The sequence below is a fragment of the Mesorhizobium sp. RSR565B genome (assembly GCF_054719465.1).
The window spans coordinates 5,732,378-5,757,595 of sequence record NZ_JBTTIE010000001.1; the positions used below are offsets into that span (position 1 = coordinate 5,732,378).

Annotated in this window: 26 protein-coding genes and 1 pseudogene; 11 read left to right on the top strand and 16 right to left on the bottom strand. The window is 60.8% G+C overall.

The genetic code is table 11. The features are described 5' to 3' along the window. Nucleotides 1-125 precede the first annotated feature (125 nt). The 3 genes from ACYG9R_RS27700 (at nt 126) to ACYG9R_RS27710 (ending at nt 1,693) form a co-directional block, all read left to right on the top strand. Entirely contained in the window at nt 126-392 is a 267-nt protein-coding gene (locus tag ACYG9R_RS27700; protein ID WP_155923348.1) for a hypothetical protein, read from the top strand. A 383-nt stretch (nt 393-775) separates the two neighbouring features. After that, on the top strand, nt 776-1,075 hold the full coding sequence (locus ACYG9R_RS27705; RefSeq protein WP_023669226.1) for a DUF1236 domain-containing protein: 300 nt from the start codon (nt 776-778) through the stop codon (nt 1,073-1,075). 324 nt (nt 1,076-1,399) lie between these two features. Then, on the top strand, nt 1,400-1,693 hold the full coding sequence (locus ACYG9R_RS27710; protein ID WP_081726963.1) for a helix-turn-helix domain-containing protein: 294 nt from the start codon (nt 1,400-1,402) through the stop codon (nt 1,691-1,693). A 1,247-nt stretch (nt 1,694-2,940) separates the two neighbouring features. Here ACYG9R_RS27710 and ACYG9R_RS27715 read toward each other — a convergent pair. The 6 genes and pseudogenes from ACYG9R_RS27715 to ACYG9R_RS27740 form a co-directional block, all read right to left on the bottom strand. Next, on the bottom strand, nt 2,941-3,186 hold the full coding sequence (locus tag ACYG9R_RS27715) for a hypothetical protein (RefSeq protein ID WP_023723634.1): 246 nt from the start codon (nt 3,184-3,186) through the stop codon (nt 2,941-2,943). A gap of 98 nt (nt 3,187-3,284) precedes the next feature. Beyond that, a complete protein-coding gene (locus ACYG9R_RS27720; RefSeq protein WP_023699951.1) occupies nt 3,285-3,473 on the bottom strand; it encodes a hypothetical protein in 189 nt (62 codons plus the stop codon). Nucleotides 3,474-3,607: 134 nt separating this feature from the next. Then, nucleotides 3,608-4,320, bottom strand: a pseudogene (locus tag ACYG9R_RS27725) (HoxN/HupN/NixA family nickel/cobalt transporter). 39 nt (nt 4,321-4,359) lie between these two features. Further along, nucleotides 4,360-5,391 (bottom strand): cation diffusion facilitator family transporter, encoded by a 1,032-nt coding sequence (locus tag ACYG9R_RS27730; RefSeq protein ID WP_023694080.1) that lies wholly within the window; start codon nt 5,389-5,391, stop codon nt 4,360-4,362. After that, nucleotides 5,388-5,648, bottom strand: a complete 261-nt coding sequence (locus ACYG9R_RS27735) for a metal-sensing transcriptional repressor (protein WP_023684828.1) — start codon at nt 5,646-5,648, stop codon at nt 5,388-5,390. The genes ACYG9R_RS27730 and ACYG9R_RS27735 overlap by 4 nt, the downstream gene beginning before the upstream one ends. 970 nt (nt 5,649-6,618) lie before the next feature. Further along, nucleotides 6,619-7,557, bottom strand: coding sequence for a LysR family transcriptional regulator (locus tag ACYG9R_RS27740; RefSeq protein WP_023825138.1), 939 nt, complete (start codon nt 7,555-7,557; stop codon nt 6,619-6,621). 269 nt (nt 7,558-7,826) lie between these two features. Between ACYG9R_RS27740 and ACYG9R_RS27745 the strand changes: the two genes are divergently transcribed. From ACYG9R_RS27745 to ACYG9R_RS27760, 4 genes are all read left to right on the top strand, one after another. Continuing rightward, nucleotides 7,827-8,486, top strand: a complete 660-nt coding sequence (locus tag ACYG9R_RS27745; protein WP_023825139.1) for an ABC transporter permease — start codon at nt 7,827-7,829, stop codon at nt 8,484-8,486. Between the two features lie 12 nt (nt 8,487-8,498). Continuing rightward, on the top strand, nt 8,499-9,248 hold the full coding sequence (locus tag ACYG9R_RS27750) for an ABC transporter permease (RefSeq protein ID WP_023825140.1): 750 nt from the start codon (nt 8,499-8,501) through the stop codon (nt 9,246-9,248). A gap of 50 nt (nt 9,249-9,298) precedes the next feature. After that, a complete protein-coding gene (locus ACYG9R_RS27755) occupies nt 9,299-10,147 on the top strand; it encodes a transporter substrate-binding domain-containing protein (RefSeq protein WP_023825141.1) in 849 nt (282 codons plus the stop codon). Between the two features lie 74 nt (nt 10,148-10,221). Continuing rightward, nucleotides 10,222-11,475 carry a CapA family protein gene (locus tag ACYG9R_RS27760; protein ID WP_023731779.1) on the top strand — a complete coding sequence of 418 codons (1,254 nt, stop codon included), beginning with the start codon at nt 10,222-10,224 and terminating at the stop codon, nt 11,473-11,475. A gap of 16 nt (nt 11,476-11,491) precedes the next feature. Here ACYG9R_RS27760 and ACYG9R_RS27765 read toward each other — a convergent pair whose 3' ends face one another. Continuing rightward, nucleotides 11,492-12,004, bottom strand: a complete 513-nt coding sequence (locus ACYG9R_RS27765; RefSeq protein ID WP_245260152.1) for a helix-turn-helix domain-containing protein — start codon at nt 12,002-12,004, stop codon at nt 11,492-11,494. 165 nt (nt 12,005-12,169) lie between these two features. Between ACYG9R_RS27765 and ACYG9R_RS27770 the strand changes: the two genes are divergently transcribed. Continuing rightward, nucleotides 12,170-12,406: a helix-turn-helix domain-containing protein gene (locus ACYG9R_RS27770; protein ID WP_023716174.1), complete on the top strand. Its 237-nt coding sequence runs from the start codon at nt 12,170-12,172 to the stop codon at nt 12,404-12,406. A gap of 276 nt (nt 12,407-12,682) precedes the next feature. Then, a complete protein-coding gene (locus ACYG9R_RS27775; RefSeq protein WP_023804518.1) occupies nt 12,683-12,928 on the top strand; it encodes a hypothetical protein in 246 nt (81 codons plus the stop codon). Nucleotides 12,929-13,132: 204 nt separating this feature from the next. Here the strand turns inward: ACYG9R_RS27775 and ACYG9R_RS27780 are convergent, their stop codons facing one another. Genes ACYG9R_RS27780 through ACYG9R_RS27815 form a run of 8 tightly spaced genes read right to left on the bottom strand, consistent with a single transcriptional unit; the run spans nt 13,133 to nt 21,886 of the window. Beyond that, complete coding sequence (locus ACYG9R_RS27780) at nt 13,133-14,209, bottom strand: ABC transporter ATP-binding protein (RefSeq protein ID WP_023825142.1); 1,077 nt, start codon at nt 14,207-14,209, stop codon at nt 13,133-13,135. Then, entirely contained in the window at nt 14,206-15,006 is an 801-nt protein-coding gene (locus ACYG9R_RS27785) for an ABC transporter permease (RefSeq protein ID WP_023825143.1), read from the bottom strand. Before ACYG9R_RS27785 ends, ACYG9R_RS27780 begins: the two co-directional genes overlap by 4 nt. 1 nt (nt 15,007) lies before the next feature. After that, on the bottom strand, nt 15,008-15,868 hold the full coding sequence (locus ACYG9R_RS27790; RefSeq protein WP_023825144.1) for an ABC transporter permease: 861 nt from the start codon (nt 15,866-15,868) through the stop codon (nt 15,008-15,010). Between the two features lie 59 nt (nt 15,869-15,927). Continuing rightward, nucleotides 15,928-16,932: an ABC transporter substrate-binding protein gene (locus tag ACYG9R_RS27795; protein ID WP_023816752.1), complete on the bottom strand. Its 1,005-nt coding sequence runs from the start codon at nt 16,930-16,932 to the stop codon at nt 15,928-15,930. 60 nt (nt 16,933-16,992) lie between these two features. Continuing rightward, a complete protein-coding gene (locus ACYG9R_RS27800; protein WP_023825145.1) occupies nt 16,993-18,462 on the bottom strand; it encodes an aldehyde dehydrogenase in 1,470 nt (489 codons plus the stop codon). A gap of 10 nt (nt 18,463-18,472) precedes the next feature. After that, entirely contained in the window at nt 18,473-19,510 is a 1,038-nt protein-coding gene (locus tag ACYG9R_RS27805) for an LLM class flavin-dependent oxidoreductase (protein WP_023697483.1), read from the bottom strand. Further along, nucleotides 19,507-21,306 (bottom strand): alpha/beta fold hydrolase, encoded by a 1,800-nt coding sequence (locus ACYG9R_RS27810; protein ID WP_023716180.1) that lies wholly within the window; start codon nt 21,304-21,306, stop codon nt 19,507-19,509. Before ACYG9R_RS27810 ends, ACYG9R_RS27805 begins: the two co-directional genes overlap by 4 nt. After that, nucleotides 21,299-21,886 carry an amino acid synthesis family protein gene (locus ACYG9R_RS27815; RefSeq protein WP_023716181.1) on the bottom strand — a complete coding sequence of 196 codons (588 nt, stop codon included), beginning with the start codon at nt 21,884-21,886 and terminating at the stop codon, nt 21,299-21,301. The genes ACYG9R_RS27810 and ACYG9R_RS27815 overlap by 8 nt, the downstream gene beginning before the upstream one ends. A 133-nt stretch (nt 21,887-22,019) precedes the next feature. Here ACYG9R_RS27815 and ACYG9R_RS27820 point away from each other — a divergent pair, with 133 nt between their 5' ends. Further along, entirely contained in the window at nt 22,020-22,691 is a 672-nt protein-coding gene (locus tag ACYG9R_RS27820; protein ID WP_023816749.1) for a GntR family transcriptional regulator, read from the top strand. Between the two features lie 460 nt (nt 22,692-23,151). Here the strand turns inward: ACYG9R_RS27820 and ACYG9R_RS27825 are convergent, their stop codons facing one another. Next, nucleotides 23,152-23,526: a hypothetical protein gene (locus ACYG9R_RS27825; RefSeq protein ID WP_155923349.1), complete on the bottom strand. Its 375-nt coding sequence runs from the start codon at nt 23,524-23,526 to the stop codon at nt 23,152-23,154. A gap of 191 nt (nt 23,527-23,717) precedes the next feature. On the opposite strand from ACYG9R_RS27825, the gene ACYG9R_RS27830 reads away from it, so the two are divergent. Continuing rightward, complete coding sequence (locus ACYG9R_RS27830) at nt 23,718-25,142, top strand: LuxR C-terminal-related transcriptional regulator (RefSeq protein ID WP_023825147.1); 1,425 nt, start codon at nt 23,718-23,720, stop codon at nt 25,140-25,142. The last annotated feature ends 76 nt before the right edge of the window (nt 25,143-25,218 follow it).

Sequence of the window (25,218 nt, forward strand, 5' to 3'; positions counted from 1 at the left end):
ACCCGACGGCGCCCGTGTCGCCAGTAACTACGGCAGACTCTTCTCCAGCCCCGCCGGCGGCGGCGGCGCCGGTGGTAGTAATCTGGGTCGTAGTCTGGGTCGTAATCTTGGTCGTAGTAGCGCCGATGGTTGACCGGCTCCACTTCCGCGTGAGTACCTTCGTTGTCGAAGGCGTCTGGCGCGTCGAGTTCTTCGAGAATGCCGCTTTTGGCCGCTGGAACACCGGCCAATGCGTTGATAGGCCGGACCGCGCTTGCAAAGGCTGCTGCCCCTGCAACGCCAAATATCGCTGTCAAAAAGGATCGCCGATCCATAGTAAACCTCCCAAGTTACATGAGCTGAACGAAGCGCCCCGCCTGCTGAAGGAGCAGGCCCAGCGCACGGTAAAATAGAGGATTCGCCAGCCGCTCAAGCAACTCGCGAATCCTATCAGCGCAGGAAGGGACCTGGCTGCGCCGATCCAAGACATGTCAGCTAAGGACGACCGCCATTACCAGAAAGGTAACGGCTGTTGCAAAAATCGGTGCGAGCAACCATCGCGCCTGGCCAACACTTTGATCCATTTGTTCTCTCCCGTTGTGGAGAACCAACAAGCTGAAGCCCTAATCCGTTCCGCCTGGTCCAAAGGTAAGACCATTGCGTTGTACGGTCGGACTTTAGACCAATCGGATTAGACAAAGGTGCGTAGGCGGGAACGTTTACCCCGGTTCAAAGTTGGTTGCCGGGCAGTGCGGGACGATGATCGTCGTGTGCCGGTCCTTGCAGGAGAGAAGATATGAAGATGCACTTCGTGAACACCGCCGCAGCCATGTTGCTCTTGGCGGGGATCGGCTCCGCCGCCGCTGACGACATTATCATCCAGCCGGAACAGGACACGGTCATCCGTGAGTATGTCAAGAAGCAGCCCTTGGCTTCGGTGAACCTTCCCGGCGTGGAATTGAACGTCGGGACAGCTCTGCCGGAAACTGTTGAGATCCACGAGGTCCCGAACGTCAAATACCGTTACGTGGTTGTCGACAACCGCACGGTCCTGGTCGATCCGGGCACCCGCAAGATCGTGAAAGTTTACGACTGAGATTTCGAACGAACCCACGCTCGCCACCCTTGGGTGGCGAGCGTGTGCATTCAAACGATACTCAGCCGGACAAATTCAAATTGCCACTCAGCTGGACAATGAACATGACGAACCCTGAACTCGAGAGGACGCAAGCCCTGGCTGCCCGCTTGGCTGATCTCCAAGCAAGAATGCAGGCAGCACGTCTTGTTGGAGCCGAGGTAACAACCGTCCGAAAGGTTGCAGCCACAATCGATGACGGCTTGCGACAGGCCGGCCTCACACCGTTAGAAATCGCAGAAGGTCAAGAGGAACAGTTTAGCGTTACTAAATGTTCGACTGGCTATGGACAGCCGAACCTTCCTCTCAGCAGATCAAGTCAGAGCAGCACGAGCCCTACTGAACTGGCCGCGTGTGCGACTTGCCGCCAAGGCCAATCTTAGCGAAATGGTGATCAGCGATCTTGAGAACGGATTCAGGAAGCCGCGTCCCCACAACATCGCCGCCATCCGCAAAGCGTTTGAGGATGCCGGAATCGTTTTCACCGTCCAAGGCACTCCATCGCTAGCCCGCTCAGAAGGTGATAGCGGCCTAGCCGCCGATAATAGACGGTGGCGGGGCCGGGAGAAAAAAGGATAGCGGGGAAAAGCCCGTGTACCCACTGCACCCGATCTCTAAAGCGGCCGCTAACAAGGGCGGTTGTTCACTGACTTTGTGCTGGCGCTCACCTTTCTAAGGTGCCGCTCGAATATGGCCAGCTTCTCTTGGTAGCCGATCCGCACTCTGGACCTGCAACTATCGCATTTGAAACCGGCAATCGTTTCAGCCAGGATCCCCTTCTCACCATAGCGCGTGAACAGGAGGGGCATTGGAATTCTAAAGGTACGTCGCGCAGTTCATTTGATAGAGGCGCTGTGCATGTTCTCCTCAGCGGCACGGCCACTGCAACAAAGTAGAAGGAGAAATGTTTCCGGCTTCGGCCATTTACGCGGAGCAATCAGACCTAAGTCCAAATGCTGAAGGGGGCAGGCAAGCTGTTCCTTGCCCTTCGATCCGGATCGTCTCCGTGGCCTCACCATACTCGGCCGTAGCTCAAAGGCTCGTATCACCGGCCAGAACGCGCAGTTCATCCAGTGGAATGGGACAGGACCGGCAAAGCCTCGCGACCGAACTTCTCGAGATTAGACGGATCCGTTGGCCTTCCGCAGAGGCCATGGCATAAGATTCGAGCTCGATCAGCTGTCTTCCTTGCCCTTCTCTATAACGCGGACCAGCCATTCTCAGCAGGCTTCGGCCACTCCACACTGTCTGAGTTTGTGTTCTGAACTGTGCCGCCCATCGCAGTTCCCTCCACCTCCAATAGGCTAATTACGGATTATAAGACCTGGGGAATCGATCTTTCAAGGTGGAATCCGCATTAGCGCTGGATGTTGCATCGCGGCGCGGAGGGGTTTTATTAGCTCCCCCTCATCTTGACGCTGGCGCCGGCTGCTCCAAAGTCTTGGGCATGGCTCGGGGAACTATCAAAGTTGGCGACGAGGTCGCAGTCACGGCGATTGTGCGCGGCCGCGTGACGCCCGATCGCATAAGCGTGACGATCCCCTCCTACGACTTCCCGCATTCTGTTGTCGATTCGACTTCGAAGGCTGTAATTGGCCAGCATATGGAATTGATCGGCCCTGTCACACGCATCGACGGGGACAAGGTAACCGTCAGCCTCCGGCCATTGGTGACTGTCGACGCCGAGCACGTGCGCCTGGTCGAAAGCCACGTGGCGCTTCCGCGAGCGCGAAAAAGGCCGCTCGTTGACAAAGTTTAACTTGCCTGCCCACCCAAGGAACGGCCAGTGAAACTTTACCCATCACATCGGCTCTGGTCGCCTCCCGCTAGCTGCCGGCGCGTTGCGATATCGGCGCAGTAGACGGGTTGGCATTTTCCGAACTTTCCGCCATGTCGTCGCGATGACGTTGACGAAGGCGCTTCAGCAGATCGCGTGAGGCTTGAATCGCCCTGCGCGATTGATCCATGTTCTGGCGAAACGTGGCGCGTTCCTCCATGGACTTCTGCCACTTCAGCAAGGTGGCCGTAGTCGCAGTAGCGGCTTGAGCGATTTCTATGGGCGTTGCAACCATCGCATCCTCCCAAAAAGGCAATGGTAAACGCAATCTCTATAGGCCCAACGAAGCCCTTTCTTCAATCAAAAACGACCATACGGCATACGGCAAAATGGCTATTCGGCGGGCCGCTCGACGGCGGCTTCGTCGACCTCGGCTTCCATCTCGTCTTTGACGGTCTTGGTCTTACCAAAACCAGCCATCGCCACACCGTCAAAGCCCTGCAGCCACGCATCGGCATGTTCCTGCCAGTAAGCTGGCGCCTCACGCTCCTTGCCATCCTTGCGCGCTTGGGCGCCGTACATCCAGGCGTAGGTGGCGCGCTATTTCTTAGGCACGGCCATTTCCATCATCCTCCCAGAAATCCAGCAGCCTTGCGTGCCGCAGCTTCTCATCGCCTTTTCCTAAGAAAGGAGAGGGTCTGTGGACAGCTGTGGCTCTATCCGGCTGTAAGTTGCCAGACCGCTACGCTGGCGAGGGCAAGGCCCGCTGCGCCTTCGATTGCTCGCGATATGGTATCGAACAGCCGTGGCCTGCTGTCGAAAAAATGCACCAGGCGCTCCCGAAACAAGATCGACAGTACCGCCACGCTGGACAGCGTTAGGGCCACGCCCACCATCATGGTGATTGCGAACAGAATTCCAGCTCCCGGCACCCCTCTGGAAATCGCGAAGGTCATGACAAAAAGGGTCAGCGGGCACGGAATCAAACCGGCCATGACTCCAACGGCTCGCCCTCATGCTTGTGATGGTGGCCGTGGCTCACCGAACGCCAAAGCATCCAGACGCCGATCAGCCCGAGCAGACCGCGACTCACACCCTCAAGCAGTGGTGCGCGTCCAACGCTGCCCAATGCAATCGAGACGAGCGGCAGGGAGAATACGGCGATCAGCACCGCTGTCGCCACGTGAGTGAAGGACAGCGTAATCGACACCAGGAGGCCGCGCGAAACCTTCGCATCCGAACCTGCAAGGTAAGTCGCCAAGACAGCCTTACTGTGGCCGGGCGTCAGAGCATGTGCCGCACCGAACAGGAGGCCCATCGGCAGAAAGGCAAGGAACGCAAGCCAATCACCGCCAACTGACAGCAGCTTTATCTGATCTGCGAGCGCCAGGTATATGGAGCGCTGAAATTCGACAAGCGCCTGGAACATCAGCCGAGACCGGCAAAAGCGAGTGGTTTCCGGCAGTTGTCAGTGCTGGTGGCCGTGATGTTCGCCCTGATCATGAGAGTGCGGATGCTCGTGCTCACCTTGGTCGGTCGAAAACCGGATGTTGGCAGCTGCGAGCGCCGGCATGTGTTCGAACAGTTCGTTCTCCAGCGCCGCCGTGATCTTGTTTGCCTCTGAGAGAGGCAAGGTTCCGTCGGCTGCAATAGCGATGTCGGCATGCAACTTGTGGCCAATCCAGCGGGCCTTGGCGTCGACAACGCGAGCACCCTGCACATGCGCAGCGGCATGCTGAATTTCGGCCATCACGCCCGGCTCGACGCCGTCGAGCATGCGGGTGAGCACTGAGCGCGCCGATTGCCAGACGATACCGAATATAGCGACCGTGATGAGAAGCCCGATGATCGGGTCGGCCAGTGGAAATCCGAGCCAGACGCCCATGGCGCCGATGACCACTGCAAGGCTGGTAAGCCCGTCGGTGCGGGCATGGTAGCCGTCGGCGACGAGCGCCGCACTGTTGATTTCCCTGCCGATACGGATGCGAAACACCGCGACGGCCTCATTCCCGAGGAAGCCGACAATGCCCGCCGCGGTCAGCCAACCGAGATGAGTCACTGCCTGCGGACTGACCAGGCGCTCGATAGCCTGGTACCCGGCGACGATGGCGCTGAACAGAATGATCAGCACGATAATGATACCGGCCAGATCCTCTACCCTGCCAAGGCCGTAGCTGAAGGTCCGTGACGGCTTGCGTCGTGCCAGCATGAATGCGATCCAGAGCGGAATGGCGGTTGTGGCGTCGCCTATGTTGTGGATCGTATCGGCCAACAGCGCCACGCTGCGTGACACCAACACCACGGCCATCTGCAATGCCGCCGTCATGGCCAAGATGACGAACGACCATTTGATGGCCCAGATGCCGCGGTCAGTGGTTGCAATCGTTGCGTCGATGACCCCGTGCGTATGGCCGTGCGAGCCATCGTCATGAGCATGCGCGTCATGATCATGTGACCCGAAGCCGAACCAATCCAAGACGCGTGCGCCGATACTGGTCATAGGTATTTCGCCAGTTGCTTGAGCTCTGCCAGCGAGTTGCCTCCCGCTTCCGTGTCGATCAGACAATGTTCGATATGATCGTGGATCAGTTCTCGCTTTGCGCTGCTGATGGCGCTCTCCACTGCATGGAGTTGCTGCGCCAGGTCCAGGCAGGATCGCTGCGCCTCGAACATGCCAAGCACGGATGCAAGATGCCCCTGTGCGCGCTTTAAGCGCTTCACGATAGCCGGATGAGAACTATGGATGCCTTCGGACATGCCCACCGGTATCCCCCCAGGGAGGATGCGTCAAGTATGATGTGAGCGCAGATCGGCTCTTGATCAGCCACCCCGCAGAGCGTGTATCCATGGCGCTGAATGGTTCCGGAAATTGGAATCTGGGCTTGAAAGGGCTGGCCCCTGTGCAATACAGGAACCAGCCATTAAACCTACCAACTCAATGAACCGTCCAACTTTATGGGGTCAGTTCACGACCGGGCCTTTCTTTGCGTGGTGAAACTGAAGAAGCCCGTCGGTCGGATCAGCGGGCTTTGTGATGGATGGCCCGCGCCTGCTTCCGAGGCTGCGCGGGCCGACCATGACGAGTGAGGGACGCATCTTGGTCACCGGCCGGACCGCTGAAGAACGAGCCGGGTGTGACCGAACTGCCTTGGAGCGGGAATGTTCCCGGCTGACGCAAAAAGCCCGCCAGCATGAGCCGGCGGGCAATCGATCTGGAGTAGCTGGACTCATCCAGCATAGTTCAACGACGGCGGAAGGTTCGGTAGCAACCCGCGCTCGTCGCTCCCCAAGGATCCAGGGAGCGGCGAGTTGTTGCCCTGCGAGCGCGACACAGAAACTTCGCCGCGTGAAAGGACGGCGTGGAGCGCGCAAGCTCTGCAACAAGCTGCCAGCGCTCTGGGAGGTCTGTCCGCTTTTCGGATTGCCAGTGCCAGTCCAGACCAGCACCCTGCCTGGTGAGCGTAATCCCGCAATTGCCTGCGCTTAAGGCGGCGTAGGGCCGCCCATTGGGCGAGACTGGACTTCTAGACTGGAAGCCACCAATTCCTGCACCGCTTCGGGAACGGCCAACGGCACCATCTGCGCCGGATAGGGGCCGTCGATCCAGCCGTTCGCGGAGCGCTCGCTATCAGTTTGGCCGTTCAGGCTAGCCATTCGCGCCACTTCGCAGAAAGCCTCCCGGTTGGGCCTTATGCGGCACGTCCCAACCGAAATAAACCATGGCCGGCTAGGACGACGTCTTGAGAAACTGTTGCTCTCTCGTCGGCGTCTTCGAAAACGCTGTGATTATCGCCTCGAGCGATACATTCAAGGCGTTGGAAAAGGTCCTGCCCCTCTGCCAAATCGCCACGTAGTGATAGAGCGCGGACGGTTCCACTGGCCTTACTCCCAGCTGAAACGCCGCGTACTCACGTGCGATGATCTCGTTTGTGATCGAAATGCCCAGGCCAGCCGAAACGTATCCGGCTTCGTGACCGTTGCAATCGAATTCCACCAGTATGTCCGGCTCAACGCCGGCGAAGCGCAAGGCATTGAAGTTCATCTGGTGGGCGGCAAACTGGGGATCGATATCGACGATCGTTTCGCCTGCCAGGTCTTGCGCCTCAATACAGGTCTGTTTTGAAAAGCGGTGGTCGGGATGAAAAATGCATACGTTTCGTGCCGACCCAAGCGGCGCCCATTCAAACAAGCCTGGATCCAGAGGCAGTCTCGAAATTCCAAGATCGGCGCGGCCGGCCAGGATGTGTTCGCCGATCTGCTCGTAGCTTCCAGAAATCGACCGGACATTCGAAGCGGTCTTTGAGCGGATAATCGCCACGACCTTGGGCAAGGTCACGAAACCGAAAACAGAGGGCGCGGCAATCGCAATCCGCTGCTTTTCCTCGTTCTTCATAGCGAAGATCGACGCGTCCAGGCGATCCAGCGACGTCAGGGCCAGTTCTACGTTTCGCAGGAGTTCCCAGGCTTCCTGCAAGGGGACGATGCGGTTGGCTGATCTCTTGAAGAGTGTGATGCCGAGCGTGGTCTCAAGCTGCTTCACATGTTGACTGACGGCCGGCTGGCTTATCCCGAGCGCAGCCGCCGCCCGCCTAGTCGAACCGGCCCGCAACACTTCCCGGAAGACCTTCAGCTGACGGAGCTTGAGGTCGCTCTGCAACAACTCCATTCCCTGCGCGCCTTTCCCTGATAACCACCCGGCGGCAGACAACGCCAACCTGGGGAGCAACGAACTGCCTCAGTATATAACGACGCGTTATAGATAAAATAATAAAAGTTATAGATTGAGTGTGTAATTTTAAGCGTTAGAATTGGCCAGTATTTCAAATTAACTGCACATTAGAAATATAACAACTCGCAACCTTGGGTTATATGGCTTGGTCTCGGCAATAAAGACCGGCGTATCCTGCGGCAATTGCGAGCCGAGGAAAGCGCCCCATGGGTGGTTTTACTACTCAGTTTGTTGTCGCACTTACCGTGACCATAAGCCTGGCTCTTGTCAGCGGCTGCCTGGGTACGGCATTCGGGCTGTTTTTGGCGATTTCGAAGGGCACGGCAAAGCCGCGCCTCAACGCGGTCGTGGCCGCCTACACCACAGTCGTCCGTGGTGTACCAGAACTTCTCGTTATCCTGCTCATCTACTTCGGCGGAACCACGCTCGCCAGTAAGATCGCCGGCCGGTATGTCGAGGTGAACGCATTCACCGCAGGGGTTATCGCGCTCTCGGTCATTTTCAGCGGTTATGCGACCGAAGTGTTTCGCGGCGCGATTGCGGCAGTGCCAGCGGGCCAAACCGAAGCGGCAAAGTCGCTTGGGCTGAACGCCTGGCAGCGCTGGATGTTCGTCATCGGTCCGCAGATGCTGCGGCTGGCGCTGCCTGCCTATGGCAATCTCTGGATTTCGCTCTTCAAGGATACCGCACTGGTTTCGATCGTCGGCCTGACCGACATCATGCGCGTTGCGTATTTGGGGGCCGGATCCTTGCGCGCACCGTTGACCTTCTACCTTGCGGCCTCCGCTCTCTATCTGTCGCTGACCACCGTCACGTTGCTGTCGATCCGGCTGACTGAGCGGCGCTATCCGGCTCTCGGCCGGTAGGAGGGAAGGCCCATGAACCTCGGCTTGATATTTGACGCACTGGTTGTCTTGCCCTCGGGCATCGGTCTTACATTGATCCTGACGGTGTTGTCGCTGACGGCCGGATTTCTTCTGTCCGTGCCGCTGGCCTTCATGCGCGCTTTCGGACGCCCCGGCCTCTCGCTCGCAGTGCTCTCATACACCTATGTGATCCGCGGAACGCCGATGCTTGTTCAGCTCTTCCTGCTCTATTACGGCCTCGCTCAGATCGAGGCGGTGCGGGCCAGCATCTTCTGGGTGATCCTGCGCGACCCCTTTTGGTGCGCCCTTCTGACATTTTCGCTGAACAGCGCGGCACACACCACCGAAATCCTGTGCCGTGGTCTCCAGTCCGTGCCTAAGGGTGTCACCGAGGCGGCCACGTCTCTGGGCTTGAAACGCTTCCAGATCGCTCGCCTGGTCACCTTCCCGATCGCTTTCAGGATATCGCTCCCGGCCTACGGCAACGAGATCGTCGGGATGATCAAGGGCTCGTCCCTGGCCAGCACCGTGACGCTTCTCGAGATCACCGGGATGGCGAGACAGATGGTGTCGACCACGTTCGCGCCGTACGAGATCTTCGTCGTCGCCGGAGCGATCTACCTATCGCTCACCTCGATCGCGGTGAAAGCGATCCAGTTGCTGGAGCGATGGCTCTCGGCCGACGGCCATCCGGTGCGTCGACGAAAGGCGCGATTGCGCCCCGCCCTACCTGATCCAGAGATCACGACGCCCCTGCCCTGACGCCGCAGGTTCTGGGCTCCCTCCATCACAAACCAAAGAAGAGGTGCATCATGCGCATACCCCTGGCTATTGCTGTTTCTGTCGCATCCCTGATGTCGGCATTCCCCGCTGGCGCCGAAAGCGCGCGCGTCATATCGATCGCCTCCGAAGGCGCCTCGCCTCCCTGGGACAGCACCGACGCGAACGGTCAACTCTATGGCTACGATATCGATGTCGGACTGGAACTGTGCCGTCGCATCGAGATCAAATGTACCTTCGTCCCGCAGGATTGGGACGGGATCATCCCGGCACTGCTTGTCGGCAAGTTCGACGTCATCATGTCCGGCATGGCGATCACGGAAAAACGCAAGCAGTCGATCGCGTTCTCGATCCCCTACGCCACCGGCTTCAACCAGTTCGTTGTGCGCAAGGACCTGGGCCTCGACGCCGGCGACATCAAGCAGAAGGTCAACCTTTCGGCCATCGGCGACAAGGAAAAGGCGACCATCGAGCGCCTCAGATCGACACTCGCCGGCAGGGCGATCGGGGCCCTGCGCTCGTCGAATTCGGAAGCAGTGGTGAAGGAAATGCTGGGCGATGTCGTGACCATCCGCAGTTATGACAGCCAGGACAACATGAAGCTCGATCTTGCTGCAGGTCGCATCGACGGCGGTCTGGCCGACTATTTCACGTGGCGAGATTTTCTGGAGACGCCTTCCGGCTCGGATGTGGTGTTTTTCGGCCCTGAACTGAATGGCGGGCTCTGGGGGCCGGGCGTCGGCGCAGGTCTGCGCAAAGACGATACGGAGTTGCTCGCCAGGTTCAACGCGGCCATCGACGCGGCCACCAAGGATGGGACGATCAAGGCGCTGAGCCTGAAATGGTTCAAAAGCGATATCTCGCCTGCAGTCGCGCAATAGGCAGCAACCGACTTCGACATTGACGTGGCGCCGGTCGGAATGCCAGCGCCCTCCCCTCCTTCAAGGCGAGCCCCATGAAAGACCAGTTCTGCGCGGTCGTTACCGGCCAATCCCTGATCAAGCACGATATCCGTGACATCAAAGACGAACGCTTCATCGCGGTTACGGACTTCCTGCGACAAGGCGACGTCGTCTTCACCAACTTCGAGTCGACGATCCTGGGCAAGCACGGCGGGTGGCCGACCAAGGGCAAATACTTCGGATATTCCAGGGCTGAAGTGCTCGACGCATTGCAGGCGAACGGTTTCAACGCGCTTGCGCTCGCAAACAACCACGCCTTCGATCTCGGCGTTGGCGGCATCCTGTCGACGCTGGAGGAGGTGGAAGCGCGGGGCTTCCTCCATGCCGGCATCGGGGCCGACGAGACGGATGCGAGGAAACCGGGCCGCCGCCAGCTGGGCGCGCGCGAGGTCGCACTTCTTGCGATGGATGCAGGCCCTGGCCCGACCAACATGTATGCCGAAGACCGTACGGCCTTCCGGCCGGCTCGGCCGGGCGTCAATCGCCTGAGCACCGTTCGCAAGATGGGGGTGCCGGACGGACATTTCAGCAGACTGGCAAGGCTGGGCGCCCATTTGCAAAGCTCCCCGTTTGAACTGGCCAACTATGCGCAACCGGAGGACCCGGTAGAGGTGGCAGCCGGCAAGGAGATCAATTTCTACGGCACCGTGTTCACGCAAGCCGCCGATTTCGGCCGCCTCATCGAAGTCGACCAGCAGAGCGCAGCCATCCATCTGTCCGCCATCCGGCACGCCGCGGCACAAGGCGATTTCGTCATTGCCTATCTGCACCACCATCATTGGGAACCAGGTTGGCAGAACGTGCCGCGCTGGGTGCAGGCCTTTGCCAGGATGTGCATCGACGCCGGCGCCAACCTGTTCGTCAGCCACGGTGCTCCGGTGCTGCAGGCAGTGGAAATCTACAATGGCTCGCCGATCTTCTACGGCCTCGGAAATTTCCTTTTCCACGTCCACCCGAAGGAAACCGAATGGGATCCACCGGAAGTCTGGCAAAGCATCGTCGCGGCCTGCCGCTATGATGGGAGCGGAAACCTCGCAGGAATAGACCTCCTGCCCGTCGTGATCGGCGCGAAAGCTCAGTCTCTCGGATCAGCAACGGGCAGATTGGTACCCGTCGCCGTCGCTGGAAGCGCGGCGCGAGACATCCTCGAGGGATTCGCGACCCGATCGCGGGCGTTCGGCGTCGAAATCGAAGTGTCCCCGACTTGCGGCCGCATCGCCCTGCCCGCTGCACGAAAATTCGGCTGACGGCCCGACCGACCGCTCACACCGTCTTGCATTCCGCCGGCGGGGACTCGCCGCCCGTCTCGCTATCTGCCTTTGTGTCTAGCTGGGCCAGTTCTTCTCCTAACGCCGCGATCAGGGACGAGACGCGACCGCGCACACGCGGCGGAAGTTTCACTAGCCCTTCAATCAGTCGCCGACCCTCCGCGCTGGCAATGAAATCCAGGCGCTCATCGACCGGCAGGGGCCGCGCCTCGACGCGGGTTTCATCGTTTCCCGGCAGGCCTTCAAAGAAGCGGCCGACAGGAACGCCGAGCGAACTGGCGATCTCGTAGAGCATCGACGCGCTCACGCGATTGCGCGCGTTCTCGTATTTCTGCAGCTGCTGGAAACTGATGCCGATGGATCGGGCAAGCTGGGCTTGCGATACGTCCGATTGGACGCGAACCGTCGCAATCTGCCTGCCGACATGCTGATCGGCGGGATGCGGGTCGCTTTCGATCTTCGGCTTCGGCCCCGTCCGAAGGAGGACTGAGCGTTGCGGTTTCAACAAGGCCTTTCGATCCTCCATTAGTCAGCCGGACAGAGAGTCTGTCGCCACGCGCCGGGCTCTCCGCACCGATGTGATCTGCAGGTCGACTCGCCATTTTATATACCTTATGGGGTGCAAAATGACCCTATTGGTGGCAAAGAAAATCTGCCTGCCGATTGTGGCCTCATGGTCAGTCCACGACAGATTCGAGCCGCACGAGCTTTGCTTGGTTGGTCGCAGCAGGAGCTTGCGGACAAGGCAATCGTGTCGCTGAACGCTCTGACCCGGTTGGAAAACGGCAAGGTAGATTCCCGGATCAGCACTTTGCAGGCCATTGAGGCGGCCCTGATAAAGGCGGGTGTCGAATTCTTATCCGCTGGTCAAAAGGGTGAAGGTGTTCGGCTCTTAGATCCTCAGGCTTGAATGTCCCGTTGGCGGAAGGACAGGTTCTCGCAGCTGCAACCGCCACAACTACCCTCCGGCGGGTGACGAGAGGCAAAGTCGTGGTATTGTCGGAATCAGCCATGATCCGAGTTTCCTGAAGCTTGGTTGTGGTCAGGCTGGGATGACTCCCCGACGCACGTCCTCAGCCGAGTCCAAATGTGAGCCCCTGCTCCTATGAAACTTTGGAAGCAGAAAAACTATGTGAGCGATTTCATATCACATGAGCCATAAGTGATCAACTTGAAATTAGATGATATGAAAGAAATTATGGGCGCCCAGATCAGAGGAGCGCGAGGATTAATACGTTGGAGTGCCGAAGATTTGGCCGATGCGGCGAGCGTGGGAGTAGCCACAGTTAGGCGCGCAGAAGCTGCGGATGGCGTCCCTCCAATCACAATAGCAAATCGGAATGCGATCCGTGGTGCCCTGGAAAGGGCGGGCATCGAGTTCATTTCGGAAAACGGCGGTGGCGCTGGCGTGCGCTTGGCCAAACGGCAATAGCGAACAACGCGCAGCTTCGAGCGATCGTCTAAATCTCATCGCCGACGTCCCGCTTGCTTTTTGCACTAGGTGCGGCCATCCGCACAGGTGACATTGAACGACTGAAAAGGGGCCGAAAGGGGACTGTCAGCTTCTAAGCACGAATTTTCACAAGCGGACTTTCATGCCGCAATGGAATCGACCTGACAGGGCGCAATCCAAGCCCTAGCCAGGGAACAGGAATGCCGAGGCAGGATCGAAGAAAATGCGTTGACCCGGTGCGATGGCGCTGTCCGCTTCCTCTGCATCGGAGGTTGGCCTGACGTCGATATCTTCTCCGGCCGCCGTGCGCGCCACGATGCGCCGGCGGTCGCCGAAGAAGGCGGTATCGACGATCTCGACGCCGAGTGCTGCGCTCGCTGGCCCGGGCGTCAGGCGGAAGGCTTCGGGGCGTACCATCAGGCGCACCTTTTGACCTTGACCAAAGGATGTTGTCGTCTTTACGCCGGTCACGATCGAGCCGTCGGCCAGGCGGACCGTCGACGCGCCACCTGCGGTTAGCAGATGCTCGGCCGGCAGGAAATTCGAGTTGCCGATGAAGCCGGCGACAAACTCGCTCGCCGGCCGGAGGTAAAGATCCTCACCGGTGCCGATCTGTTCGATACGGCCTTCCCTGAACAGAGCGATGCGATCCGAAAGATGCAGCGCCTCCTCCTGGTCATGCGTGACATAGAGGATCGTGACGCCTGTCTCGCGGTGGATGCGGCGGATCTCGGCCTGGATCTCCTGGCGCAACTTCTTGTCGAGTGCCGACAGCGGTTCGTCCATCAAGAGGATCGGTGGGTCGTAGGCCAGCGCGCGTGCAAGCGCCACGCGCTGCTGCTGGCCGCCAGACAGCGCGCCCGGATGGCGGTCGGCGAAGTTTTCGAGGCGCACCAGCGCCAGCATGTCGGCAACCTTGCGCTTGACCTCACCGTCGGGCCGGCGGCGCACGCGCAGCGGAAAGGCGACGTTCTCGGCGACGCTCAGATGCGGAAAAAGGGTGTAGCGCTGGAACACCATGCCGATGTTGCGCTTGTGCGACGGCACCGAAAGCAGCGATCTGTCCTCCAGGAGCACATCGCCCGAGCTCGGATCCTGGAAACCGGCGATGGCGTACAGCGTGGTCGACTTGCCGGAGCCCGACGGGCCGAGGAACGTCAGGAACTCGCCCTTGGGCACATCGATGGTGACGTCGTGGACGGCGACGAAGGCACCGAACGTCTTTCTTACTGCGCGTATGGACAGGAAGGGAGGGATCATCTGGACAATTTTCTGCGAAGGAGTGCGGTCACGATCATCAGGCACAAGGTCAAGCCGACAAGCAGGCTGGAGGCGGCGGCGACGACCGGGCTGAGGTCGGCGCGCAGGCTGCCCCAGATTTTCACCGGCAAGGTTTGCAAGCTCGGGCTCGCCATGAAGATCGCCACCACGACCTCGTCCCATGAGGCCAGGAAAGAGAAGATCGCCGCCGAGAAGATGCCGATCCTGATCGACGGCAAGGTGATCCTAAGCCTCGCCTGCAGCGGGCTGGCGCCGCAGACGATGGCCGCGTCCTCGATGGATTTGTCAAAACCCTCGAGCGCGGCCGTGATCGGAATGATGGCGAAAGGCAGCGCCAAGATGGTGTGGGCGATGACGAAGCCGACCGTGGTGCCGGCAAGGCCGATGCGCAGGAAGAAGGCGTAGATGGCGATGGCGAAAACGACCACCGGCAGCACCATCGGCGTCAACAGCAAGCCGCGCAGGACCTGGCGTCCGCGAAACTCACCCCTGACCAGGCTGAAGGAGGCGAACAGGCCGATGATGACGGCGAGGATAGCGGCCATGGCGGCAATTCGGGCACTGGTCAGAGCGGCATCGATCCAGGTCGGGTCGCCCAGTAATTGCTGATACCATTTCAGCGTCCAGCCGGGTGGCGGAAAGGCCAGCCAGCGCGACGAGCCGAATGACAGGAGCACGATGAAGACCACCGGCAGCAGCAGGAAAGCCGTGACGGCCGCCGTGAAGCCGCCAAGCACCATCCGCAGCCATCCGAGCCGTTCATAGTCGAGCAGCATGTCAGGTCCCTCCCCCGGCGCGCCTGGCCCCAACCAGGCGAAACTGGATCGCGTAGAGCGCCATGGTGACGGCAAGCAGGACAAAGGCGGCCGCACTGCCGAGCCCCCAGTTGAGCAGCGACTGCACCGTCTGGGCGATCATCTCGGCCAGCATCATGTTCGATGTGCCACCGAGCAGGGCCGGGGTGACGAAGTAGCCAAGCGACATGACGAAGACCATCAGGCCGCCAGCAGCGACGCCGGGAAGCGACAGCGGCAACATGATGCGGCGGAAGGCCTCGAACGCGCTTGCGCCGCAAAGGGCTGCCGCGCGCAGCGTCATCGGGTCTATCGACCTCAGTGTGCCGACCAGCGGCAGGATCATGAAGGGCAGCATGATGTAGACCATGCCGATGGTGACGCCGGCCAGATTGTTGATGAGCGGCAGCGGTTCGTGAATGATGCCCAGGCCCATCAGTGCCCGGTTAATGACACCGGTGCGCTGCAGCAGCACCATCCACGCATAGGTGCGGGTAAGAAGGTTCGTCCACATAGACAGGATGATGATGCCGAAGACGATCGAGCCCAGGGCGGGCGGCATGATCGCCAGCATCCAGGCGACGGGGAACGCCACCAGGATGGTGACGGCGGTTACGACCGATGCAACCAGGAAGGTGTTGAGGAACACCCGCACATAGGTGCCGCTGCCGAACAGCGCCGCGTAGTTCTGTAAGCCCGGTTCGGGATCGGTGACGCTGCGCAGCAGCAGGGCGACCACCGGCACGATAAAGAACAGCCCGACCAGGAGCAGGGCCGGCAAGGCGCTGCCACTGCCGGTCGGCAGGCCGACGATCGAGCCGCGTCTAGGAGAATTTCCTTGCATCGAGCGGTCCTGTCTCGAAACGGGGCGCGCAAGCCGCGCCCCGTCGGTCTGCAACGGCGTTACTTGGTCTGCCAGGCATACCAGCGCGTCGCGATCTCGTCGCGATGCTCGGCCCAGTAGTTCATGTCCAGGTTGATCTGGCCCTCGACATGGGCATCTGGCAGGGCCTTGACGGAATCGGCCGGCATCTCCGCCTTGGCCTTGGTGTTGATGGGCGCATAGCCGCTTGCTTCGGCGAATTTCGCTTGGCCGGTCGGGCTGGTGGCGGCGGCAAGGAACTTCATCGCGCTGGCCTTGTTCTTGGTACCCTTCGGCACGACGAGCACGTCGGCGGCGGTGAGGTTCTGGTTCCAGGAGACGCCGACATCGGTGCCGTCCTGCTGAAGGGCGAAGACGCGCCCGTTCCACAATTGCCCGAAGGCGGCCTCGCCCGAGGCGATCAACTGCTGCGACTCGGCGCCGCCGCCCCACCAGACGATGTCGGACTTGATGGTGTCGAGCTTCTTGAAGGCACGGTCGAGGTCGAGCGGATAGAGCTTGTCCGCCGGCACGCCGTCGGCCAGCAGAGCGATCTCGATCACGCCCGGCGCCGACCATTTGTAGAAGGTCCGCTTGCCGGGAAACTTCTTGGTGTCGAACATGTCGGCCCAGCCGGCCGGTTCGCTCGCGACCGCGCCCTTGTTCCAGGCGAGCACGAAGGAATAGTAGAAGCTGCCGACGGCATGCTCATTGCTGAAGCGCGGGTCGAGATCGGTCTTGGGCACGACCGCATAGTCGATCGGCTCGAGCAGTCCGTCCTTGGCGGCCTTGATGGCGAAATCCATCTCCACGTCGACGACATCCCAGGTGACGTTGCCGGCGTCGACCATGGCCTTGAGCTTGCCGTAGTCGGTCGGTCCATCCTGCAAAACCTTGATGCTGGAGCTGGCCTCGAAGGGGGCGGCCCAGGACTTGGTCTGCGCCTCCTGCGTGGTGCCGCCCCAGCTGGTGAACGCCATCTCATCGGCCTTGGCGGCTGTCGCCGCGAGCAGTCCGGCCAGCAGGCCGGTCAAAATCAATTTCATTGTCATTCTCCTCTGTTGGTCTGTTCTTGTTTTTCTCAGTGCACCTGCGTCCTGCGCAACTCAGCGCATGACGAAGGGATCGGGGATCGGCTCGTCCGAGGTGTTGATCCATACGGATTTCGAGCGCGTGTAGTCTCTGATGGCGTCGAGACCGCCTTCGCGGCCGAGGCCCGACAGACCGTAGCCGCCGAACGGAACGAGCGGCGATACGGCGCGATAGGTGTTGACCCAGACAACGCCGGCATGGATGTCGCGCGCCATGCGATGCGCCTTGCCGAGATTGCTGGTGAACACGCCGGAAGCCAGGCCGAACGGAGTGTCATTGGCGAGTGCCAGCGCCTGCGCTTCGCTGTCGAAGGCAAGCACGCTGAGCACCGGTCCGAACAATTCCTCCCGCACGCAGGGCAGGTCGCTGCCGCCGGCATCGATGATGGTCGGTGCGTAGTAGAAGCCGCTGCCGACTGGCCGTGTTCCACCGGTGACCAGCATGCCGCCCGCGGTGAGGCTTTCCGCGACAACCTTCTCGATCCAGTCGCGCTGCCGCAGCGTGGCGAGCGGACCCATTTCGGTCGCCGGATCCTGCGGATCGCCGATGCGAATCGCCTCGGCCTTGCGCTTCAGGCGAGCGAGGAATTCATCCTTCACCGAACGTTCAACCAGCAGCCGCGAGCCGGCGACGCAGCTCTGGCCGGTCGCCGCGAAAATGCCGGCGACCACCGCATTGGCGGCACTGTCGAGGTCGGCGTCGGCAAAGACGACGACCGGGCTTTTGCCACCGAGTTCGAGCGTGGTGTAGGCAAGGTTTTCCGCCGTGTTCCTGACGACGGCGCGCGCCGTCGACGGACCGCCGGTGAAGGCGACGCGCGAAACCAGCGGATGGCTGGTCAGGCGCCGGCCGCAATCATGGCCAAAGCCGGTGAGGATGTTGACGACACCGGCTGGAAAGCCGGCCTCATGAACCAATTCGGCAAAGGCAAGCAGCGGCGCCGGCCCATCTTCGGAGGCCTTGAGCACGATGGTGCAGCCGGCGGCGAGCGCCGGGCCGAGCTTGACGGCCGAGAGGAAGAGCTGCGAATTCCACGGCACCACCGCGGCAACGACGCCGATCGGTTCGCTGCGTATGGTGACGTCGAGATCCGCCTTGTCAACAGGCACATGCGTGCCTTCATGCTTGTCGGCAAGCCCGCCATAATAGCGGTAGTAGTCGCCGACATAGGCGATCTGGGCGCGGGTTTCGCGGATGATCTTGCCGGTGTCGCGCGTCTCGAGTTCTGCAAGGCGCCCGACATTGGCGGCGACGAGGTCGCCGAGCTTGACCAGCAGTTTTCCACGCGCTGTCGCAGTCATCCTTCGCCATAGGTCTGAGCGCAGTGCGCGGTGCGCCGCCCCGACGGCACGGTCGACATCGGCTTCGCTCGCCGCCGGCATCCTGGCCCAGGCCGTCCCGGCCGATGGGTCGACGCTGTCGAACGTGGCGGACGGCTCGTCGAAGCGGCCGTCGATGAAGTTCCTGAAAACAGCGTCGGTCATGGGCTCGCGATCAGAGGAAGGCCGGCATCACCCGGTCGATGAACAATTGCAGCGATTTCATCTTGCGCTGGTGCGAAAGGCCGCTGTCGATCCAGATCGAATACTGGTCGTAGCCGAGCGCCTCATAAGCCTTCAGCCGGGCGATGACCTCATCAGCCTCGCCAATTACCAGGTTCTGCCTGATCTTGTCCGGCGCGTATTGCGGCATGGCGGCGATCTCATCCGCCGTCAGCGGCTCCAATATGCCTTGATGCACCGGCTTCTTGTTCTGGAACCAGGCGCCGAACTGGCAGTAGAAAGTCGACAGGTCCTGGGTGAGGCGATCGGCATCGGTCGCGTCTTCGGCGACGAAGGTGTGCATCAAAAGCATGATTTCCGGTCTTTCGATCTCGGGATGCGCGGTGCAGGCGCCGTTAAAGCGCTGCATCAGGCTGGTCACCTCGTGATCGCCGGAAGCCAGCGGCGTCACCTGGACCTTGCAGCCATTGGCGACGGCGAAATCATGCGAATTCGGGTCGCGGGCCGCCACCCAGATCGGCGGGTAGGGTTTCTGCAGCGGCTTGGGCGAGGAGGTGGTGGCCGGGAATTGCCAGAACTCGCCGGAGAGTTCGAAGTCGCCGTCCCAGAGGCCGCGGATCGCCGGTATGATCTCGCGCATGCGCTGGCCGGCCCCCCAGGCGTCGAGGCCTGGAAAGATGCGCTGATATTCATAGCTGTAGGCGCCGCGCGCGATGCCGATGTCGAGCCGGCCGCCGCTGATTACGTCGGCCATCGCGGCTTCGCCGGCAAGCTTGATCGGGTGCCAGAAGGGCGCGATCACGGTTCCGGTACCGAGGCGGATGCGGCTGGTCTTGGCGGCGAGATAGGCGATGTTGATGAAGGGGTTCGGCGAGATGGTGAATTCCATGCCGTGATGCTCGCCGATCCAGGCGGTCTCGAACCCTGCCTGCTCGGCCAGCAGGACCAGTTCTTCTAGCTCGGTCACAAGCTCGGAATGCGGCTTGGCCAGGTCCGATCGTTCCATGTGCACGAAGAGCGAGAATTTCATCGCTGGTCACCTGTATTGACGGCGGAAGCGCCGGCGCTGGCGAGCGGCCGGACCTCGCCTTCGACATTGTTGCCGACATAGACACCGAATGCATCCACCGAGCATTCCCTGACATAGCGCGCGAGCATCGAGCGGATGGCCGGATCGGCGATCTTCAATCCTTCGATCGCGTCGATCTCGATCAGCCGGATGCCGCGATCGCTGGAAGCGGGCACGTCGAACGTGCCACGATAGTAGACATGCGTGCGTGAAACAGTTCCGGCATCGTCCCAGACGGCGAAAAGGAAGCCGAGCTGAGCCTCAATGGCCTTTGCCACAAGCAACCCTCGGAGGCTATTGCCATCGCCCGCCGAGCCCAATCCCCGGCCACGCGGCAGTTCAAAACCGTCCGCGGTTTCCACGAACAGGATCCGGCCGCCATTTTCGAGGATGGCGCCAACATCGGTGCCGGGTTGGGTTGCGGCGAGCGCGTCCTGGCTGAGGCCGGGTGCGACATAGGCGCCGCGGCAATAGCCGAGCGGCTGCGAGGAATTGTGCTGGAAATCGCGGACGCGCCCAATGAGGATCGAATGATCGCCGGCCTCGACCAGTCGCTCCATGTCACAGTCGAAGGACGCGACGGAGCCGTCCAGCACAGGGCTGCCGGTCCGTCCCGGCCGCCAGGCAACGGCGGCGAACTTGTCGGCCACTTTCGAGGCGAAGATGCCGGACGCTGCCTTTTGACCCTCGTTGAGAACGTTGATGGCGAAGCTCTTCGATGTCGCGAAGACGGGATGGCCAAGCGCCTTGTGTGCGATGCAGACCAGCACCAGCGGCGGATCGAGCGAGACCGAGGTGAAGGAGTTGGCGGTGAAGCCGCGCGGCTCGCCTTCGGGGCCGATCGTGGTGACGATGGTGACGCCGGTGAGGAAGGAGCCAAGCGCACGGCGGAATTCGCCGCTGTCGAACCCGGTATTCGCTTGCGCAGGGCCGTCTTGTTCGGTCGCTTCGTCCTCGGTGAGGAAGTCAACGATGCAGCGCGTGGTGAGGTCCGGTGCCGCGACCGCCATCATGTGCTTCTCACCCGGCAGTACCGTGCAGCGGCCATGCGGCGCCAGGCGTGCCATCGCGGCTGACATTGCCGGTGAAGAGTTCCTGTCCTCGGAGCCGGTCATGAACAGGGCCGGCACGGCCAGCGTCGGCAGGCGATCAGCATGATCGCCGTCGGCACGAGTGAACAGGCGATAGGTGCGGGCATAGCCTTCCGGGTCGACCGCGCTCAGTGCGGATGCCGTCTTCTGCGCTGCCGCTTCCAACTCGACCGGCACCGGATCGCCGAACCAGCGGGCGATGGTCCGTGCCGTGCCGGCCGTATCGCTGCGGCCGTTGAGCGCCACCGCGCGCTGGCGAACGGCTTCGGCCAGTTCAGGTGTACGCCGGAACACGGCATTCAGTGAAACGATGCGGCGGACGCGCTCCGGTGCGCGCAGCGCGAGTTCCTGAGCAACGAGTGCACCCATCGAGTGGCCGACGACGGATACCTTGTCGAGGCCGAGATGGTCGAGGAGGCGAATGGCTTGGTCGGCATAATCGGCCAGTTCCGGATCTTGCGGTGGCAGCGGCGACTGACCATGGCCGAGCATGTCGATGGCGATCGCGTCGAAGCGGCCAGCCATGCGCTCGAGCTGCGGCTGCCAGATCGCAGCGTTCATGCCGACACCATGGATGAACAGCACTGGGGCACCGACACCGGCCCGGATGAAGCCGGTGCCGTCGGGCGCCGTGCCCTGTCGAGCCCATGCGGAAGCATCAGCCATGCACGTCCCCAAGCTCCTTGAGGTCCTGATAGCGGTCGCCGATGCGGTGATGCGGGCGACCGCCGATCGAAGCGCCAAGCGCGACCACCAGTTCGTCCGGCGCCGGCGCATCGCCGATCTGGAAATGCACGGTCAGGTAATGCGAGCGCCGTCCCTCGTCATTCTTATCCATTAGCGGGATCATGATCGGCGTGTTTGGCCCGCCGCGCAGATTGGTGAAGGCAAGATAGGTCTTGGCGCCGACGGCACGCCGATAATGATTGCCGAAATGGAGTGTGTGGATCAGCGCCGACGCATGCTCGATCTCGCCCGACGTACCGCAGATGGCGGCCTTGCCATAGCCCTCGATAGCCTCGCCGGAACCGGCGACGGCAACGATCTCGCGGGTCAGGATCTCCCCCAGCACCGGCGCACAGGCTCGGATTTGGGGCGACAGATCGTCGGTGAAGCCGCGACCGGCCCAGGGATTGGTCAGCACCGCGGCGACGCCGATAAGGCGCAGCGGCCGGGGGGTGGCCTTGCCGCCTTCGATCAGCGTGTTCTCGGTATAAGTCACGATCTTACGGATGGCGGTCTGCATTGGATTTCCTCGGGTAGGTGATACCTCGGGACGTCCAATCCCGCTGTCATCTTATGGTATACCATGATATGGAGCGCCGAGTACCTTGTCAACCGGGCGTCGAATCTGTTTTGGTAGGGCGCAGGAGGCATACATGCCAGACGACACGCTTCGCATCGACCGCAGCGCCAAGACCTTGAGGACGCTGGCGCTGGAGCGCATGCGCGAAGCGATCATGGATTTCCATTTCCAGCCTGGCGAAAGGCTCGTCGAACGGCCGCTTTGCGACCAGCTCGGCGTCAGCCGTTCCGTCGTGCGTGAGGTTCTGCGGCAGCTGGAGGCAGAGGGGCTCGTGCAGATGATCCCTGGGCATGGGCCGGCCGTCGCCAGGCCGGACCTCGGCCGTACCGACGAGATCTACGAACTTCGGGCTCTGCTTGAAGGCATCGCGGCCCGAGCCTGTGCCCTGTCGGCCACCGGCGAGCAGTTGGCAAGGCTCGAAGGGGCGCTGGCGGATTTGTTCGATGCGTGGGCGTCGGCGACGCCGCCTGCGGTGATGCGGGCGACGACCAAATTCTACGAGGCGCTGTTCGAGGCCGCCGACAAGCGTGTCGCCTGGGAAATCGTCTCCGGGCTGAATGTCCGCATCAACCAGCTTCGTTCGATGACCATCGTCTCGACCAACCGGCGCGAAGCGGCGATCACCGAGATGAATGAGATCATGGATGCGATAAGGGCGCGCAAGCCCGATGAAGCGGAAGCGGCGGCACGGCGACATGTCGAATCGGCGTGGCAGATCGCTCGAGATAAACTTCGCCTGGTCTAGGTCCGCGTGAGCCTAGCCTATCCAACCCTTCGAAGCGCCTTGCAGAAAATGTCTGCTTCCCGGCAACGAACGACTGAGATGACCCGCAAAGCGGTCCGGCAGCTTCGGAGCCGTATCCGGACGGTCTGCTTCTAGGAAGCGCTCGTCGGTAAGCTGCCGTTCGAGTTCACGGTCATCGAGCGAAGTTTGCCTTGTCAACTGACGAATACGCTGCTTTGACGACCAAGTTTAGCGGGCGCTCTTACCGGCCGGCACCTTGACGGCTGGAACAGGGCCGGTAGCGGATCGGCAGCTTGTGGAGCCACGCAGCCGAAGAGCGGTCATTCCATGACGTTGTTTACAGCTCCAGGAGGAGTGTCACTCCTCCTCGAATAACAACCTGCCATTCGTCAACGCCTCCTTCCAACCTAGGGAGAACCGCCGGAAATCAGGCTGTCAGATTGCACACCGTCGCGTGGAGTCATTCATCGCGCCAGTATGGGTGGGAACAGCTGAATTGGCGCGAGCCAACCAGACGGCGTTTGGTCTCAGATATCGGTCCTGGGACGGGCAGATCATTCGCGGTCATGTTGGGTACGAAACTGTAACCCTGATCGACAAGCTGCAGTTTCAGCTCCGCCAGGTGGCGCCTGAATCCATTTTCGATGTAGCTGCGCGGATACCGCCATCCGTTCCTGCATGCTCGCACGAGAATGTCGGAATACAGTTCAGAGCTGGCAGCTTTCACCGCTTCTTCGGAAGTCAGTTTGCTGTTGGTTTGGGTACCTTCGGACAAGCATGGCCCCACCGACACCAAAAGCACCAGTATTACGGTCAAGACAGACAACTTTGTCATGGAGCCCTCCGTGTTCTGAATCGACCAGGCCTGCCAAGCAACCTGCCCTGCCGATCTGCAGAGACTAGGATGCTGACCCGTCGCATGGAATCGTGCAAATGCAGTGTTTTCGATATCGCATCTGTAGTATTTCATCCTGATGTAAGGCCATCGGGTTCTGGCCGCAGGTCGGCAGCAAGGAAAATGGAACGATGCTTCGCGCCGTAGGCAATCCTCTCGCCGGCTTATCGGATCGGGAGTTGATGGTCGCGGCAAAGTTTGCGGAGGGAATGACGTATCGCGAAATCGGCGAAACACTTTTCATAGCGCCTACCACCGTTCGGACCCATCTTTCGGCCATTTATCGGAAGCTCGATGTTCGTAGTAAAGTGGCGCTTGCTGGGTTACTTGCCGATCACCGCCAGCAGGACCGCAGCCATGCACCACCCGGAAGTCTTTCGACCGATGAGCCGGGTCCGCCGGTCCTCGCAGTTCTCCCGTTCGACAATTTAAGCGGAGAAGAACGCTGGACTCGTATCGCTGATGGTTTGTCGGCGGACCTCATAGTTGATCTCTCTCGCTACCGGGACCTTGCGGTGATCGCCCGCCAAACAATGCTTTCCTACAAGGGACGGCATGTTGACGTGCGAGCTCTCGGACGAGAGTTGAATGCCGACTATGTGATCGAGGGAAGTTTTCAAGTGGACGGGCAGCGGGTGCGCATCCGCGTCCAACTCGTCGACGCCCACACAGGGGTCGATGTCTGGACGATGCGTTACGATCGTTCCGCGAACAACCTGTTTGCGATGCTGGACAGCGTGACCGAAAACGTCATCAATGTCCTTGCAACTTGCCACGGTCAGCTCGCCAATCTGCGACGCGATGCGGCTCGTCGGAAGGCCTATGACTGCTATCTGCTTGGGCTTGAGCAGAAGCACCTTTTCACCCGTGAGTCGAACAAGGAGGCGATACGGCTACTGGCGCGTGCGATCGAACTCGACCCGGGTCTAGCAAGAGCTTGGACCGCGCTGGCACTTGCGCATGCTGTGGAAGCTATCAACGGGTTTACCGACAACCTTTCCGGCTCGATCGAGAGCTGGAGCCAATGTGTCAAGCAAGCGCTGGCGCTCGATCCGTCCGACATTTACGCCCGCATAATGCTTGCCGATCTTCGGGCATTGCAGGGCGATGTCGAAGCTGCTGTCGAAGAACATGACCGAGTGTTGGTGGCTGCTCCAAATGACGCGGACTCACTTGCCTTTCTTGCGGGTAGCCTTGCTCTTGTTGGCAGCGACCCGAAGCGTGGCTACGAACTGGCCAAGCGAGCGGTCCGGCTAAATCCTTATGTTCCCTGGTATCATGGAATGCTCGCTCGATGCAGCTACGTTCTTGGCTTTTACCGTGAATCACTGGTCGCGCTACGTCAATCTGCGCCAGATTCGCCCGCCACCCTTCTGTTTCTGGCAATGGCTCATGCGATGCTCAATGAAACTCCTCAGGTCGCCAGGATCAATTCGCGACTGAAGGACGAGTTCCCGAATTTCACGGCTGAGGTGTTCATCAGAACCTATCCGGTTACCAATCCTGTCGCCATTGCTGCAATCAGAGAAGGCGCCCGTCGTGCGGGTTTGGCCTAGCTTCTTCACTCTGGTCACCTCAGAGGCGCATTGCTCCTCGGGCAGCATTGGGGCCGAATGCGGACCGGCGGCTTTC

Excerpts from the sequence above, each read along its gene's own strand:
- ACYG9R_RS27700 (WP_155923348.1), top strand. The coding sequence starts at position 126 with ATGGTTGACCGGCTCCACTTCCGCGTGAGTACCTTCGTTGTCGAAGGC.
- ACYG9R_RS27705 (WP_023669226.1), top strand. The coding sequence starts at position 776 with ATGAAGATGCACTTCGTGAACACCGCCGCAGCCATGTTGCTCTTGGCG.
- ACYG9R_RS27710 (WP_081726963.1), top strand. The coding sequence starts at position 1,400 with ATGGACAGCCGAACCTTCCTCTCAGCAGATCAAGTCAGAGCAGCACGA.
- ACYG9R_RS27715 (WP_023723634.1), bottom strand. The coding sequence starts at position 3,186 with ATGGTTGCAACGCCCATAGAAATCGCTCAAGCCGCTACTGCGACTACG.
- ACYG9R_RS27720 (WP_023699951.1), bottom strand. The coding sequence starts at position 3,473 with ATGTACGGCGCCCAAGCGCGCAAGGATGGCAAGGAGCGTGAGGCGCCA.
- ACYG9R_RS27730 (WP_023694080.1), bottom strand. The coding sequence starts at position 5,391 with ATGACCAGTATCGGCGCACGCGTCTTGGATTGGTTCGGCTTCGGGTCA.
- ACYG9R_RS27735 (WP_023684828.1), bottom strand. The coding sequence starts at position 5,648 with ATGTCCGAAGGCATCCATAGTTCTCATCCGGCTATCGTGAAGCGCTTA.
- ACYG9R_RS27740 (WP_023825138.1), bottom strand. The coding sequence starts at position 7,557 with ATGGAGTTGTTGCAGAGCGACCTCAAGCTCCGTCAGCTGAAGGTCTTC.
- ACYG9R_RS27745 (WP_023825139.1), top strand. The coding sequence starts at position 7,827 with ATGGGTGGTTTTACTACTCAGTTTGTTGTCGCACTTACCGTGACCATA.
- ACYG9R_RS27750 (WP_023825140.1), top strand. The coding sequence starts at position 8,499 with ATGAACCTCGGCTTGATATTTGACGCACTGGTTGTCTTGCCCTCGGGC.
- ACYG9R_RS27755 (WP_023825141.1), top strand. The coding sequence starts at position 9,299 with ATGCGCATACCCCTGGCTATTGCTGTTTCTGTCGCATCCCTGATGTCG.
- ACYG9R_RS27760 (WP_023731779.1), top strand. The coding sequence starts at position 10,222 with ATGAAAGACCAGTTCTGCGCGGTCGTTACCGGCCAATCCCTGATCAAG.
- ACYG9R_RS27770 (WP_023716174.1), top strand. The coding sequence starts at position 12,170 with ATGGTCAGTCCACGACAGATTCGAGCCGCACGAGCTTTGCTTGGTTGG.
- ACYG9R_RS27775 (WP_023804518.1), top strand. The coding sequence starts at position 12,683 with ATGAAAGAAATTATGGGCGCCCAGATCAGAGGAGCGCGAGGATTAATA.
- ACYG9R_RS27780 (WP_023825142.1), bottom strand. The coding sequence starts at position 14,209 with ATGATCCCTCCCTTCCTGTCCATACGCGCAGTAAGAAAGACGTTCGGT.
- ACYG9R_RS27785 (WP_023825143.1), bottom strand. The coding sequence starts at position 15,006 with ATGCTGCTCGACTATGAACGGCTCGGATGGCTGCGGATGGTGCTTGGC.
- ACYG9R_RS27790 (WP_023825144.1), bottom strand. The coding sequence starts at position 15,868 with ATGCAAGGAAATTCTCCTAGACGCGGCTCGATCGTCGGCCTGCCGACC.
- ACYG9R_RS27795 (WP_023816752.1), bottom strand. The coding sequence starts at position 16,932 with ATGAAATTGATTTTGACCGGCCTGCTGGCCGGACTGCTCGCGGCGACA.
- ACYG9R_RS27800 (WP_023825145.1), bottom strand. The coding sequence starts at position 18,462 with ATGACCGACGCTGTTTTCAGGAACTTCATCGACGGCCGCTTCGACGAG.
- ACYG9R_RS27805 (WP_023697483.1), bottom strand. The coding sequence starts at position 19,510 with ATGAAATTCTCGCTCTTCGTGCACATGGAACGATCGGACCTGGCCAAG.
- ACYG9R_RS27810 (WP_023716180.1), bottom strand. The coding sequence starts at position 21,306 with ATGGCTGATGCTTCCGCATGGGCTCGACAGGGCACGGCGCCCGACGGC.
- ACYG9R_RS27815 (WP_023716181.1), bottom strand. The coding sequence starts at position 21,886 with ATGCAGACCGCCATCCGTAAGATCGTGACTTATACCGAGAACACGCTG.
- ACYG9R_RS27820 (WP_023816749.1), top strand. The coding sequence starts at position 22,020 with ATGCCAGACGACACGCTTCGCATCGACCGCAGCGCCAAGACCTTGAGG.
- ACYG9R_RS27825 (WP_155923349.1), bottom strand. The coding sequence starts at position 23,526 with ATGACAAAGTTGTCTGTCTTGACCGTAATACTGGTGCTTTTGGTGTCG.
- ACYG9R_RS27830 (WP_023825147.1), top strand. The coding sequence starts at position 23,718 with ATGCTTCGCGCCGTAGGCAATCCTCTCGCCGGCTTATCGGATCGGGAG.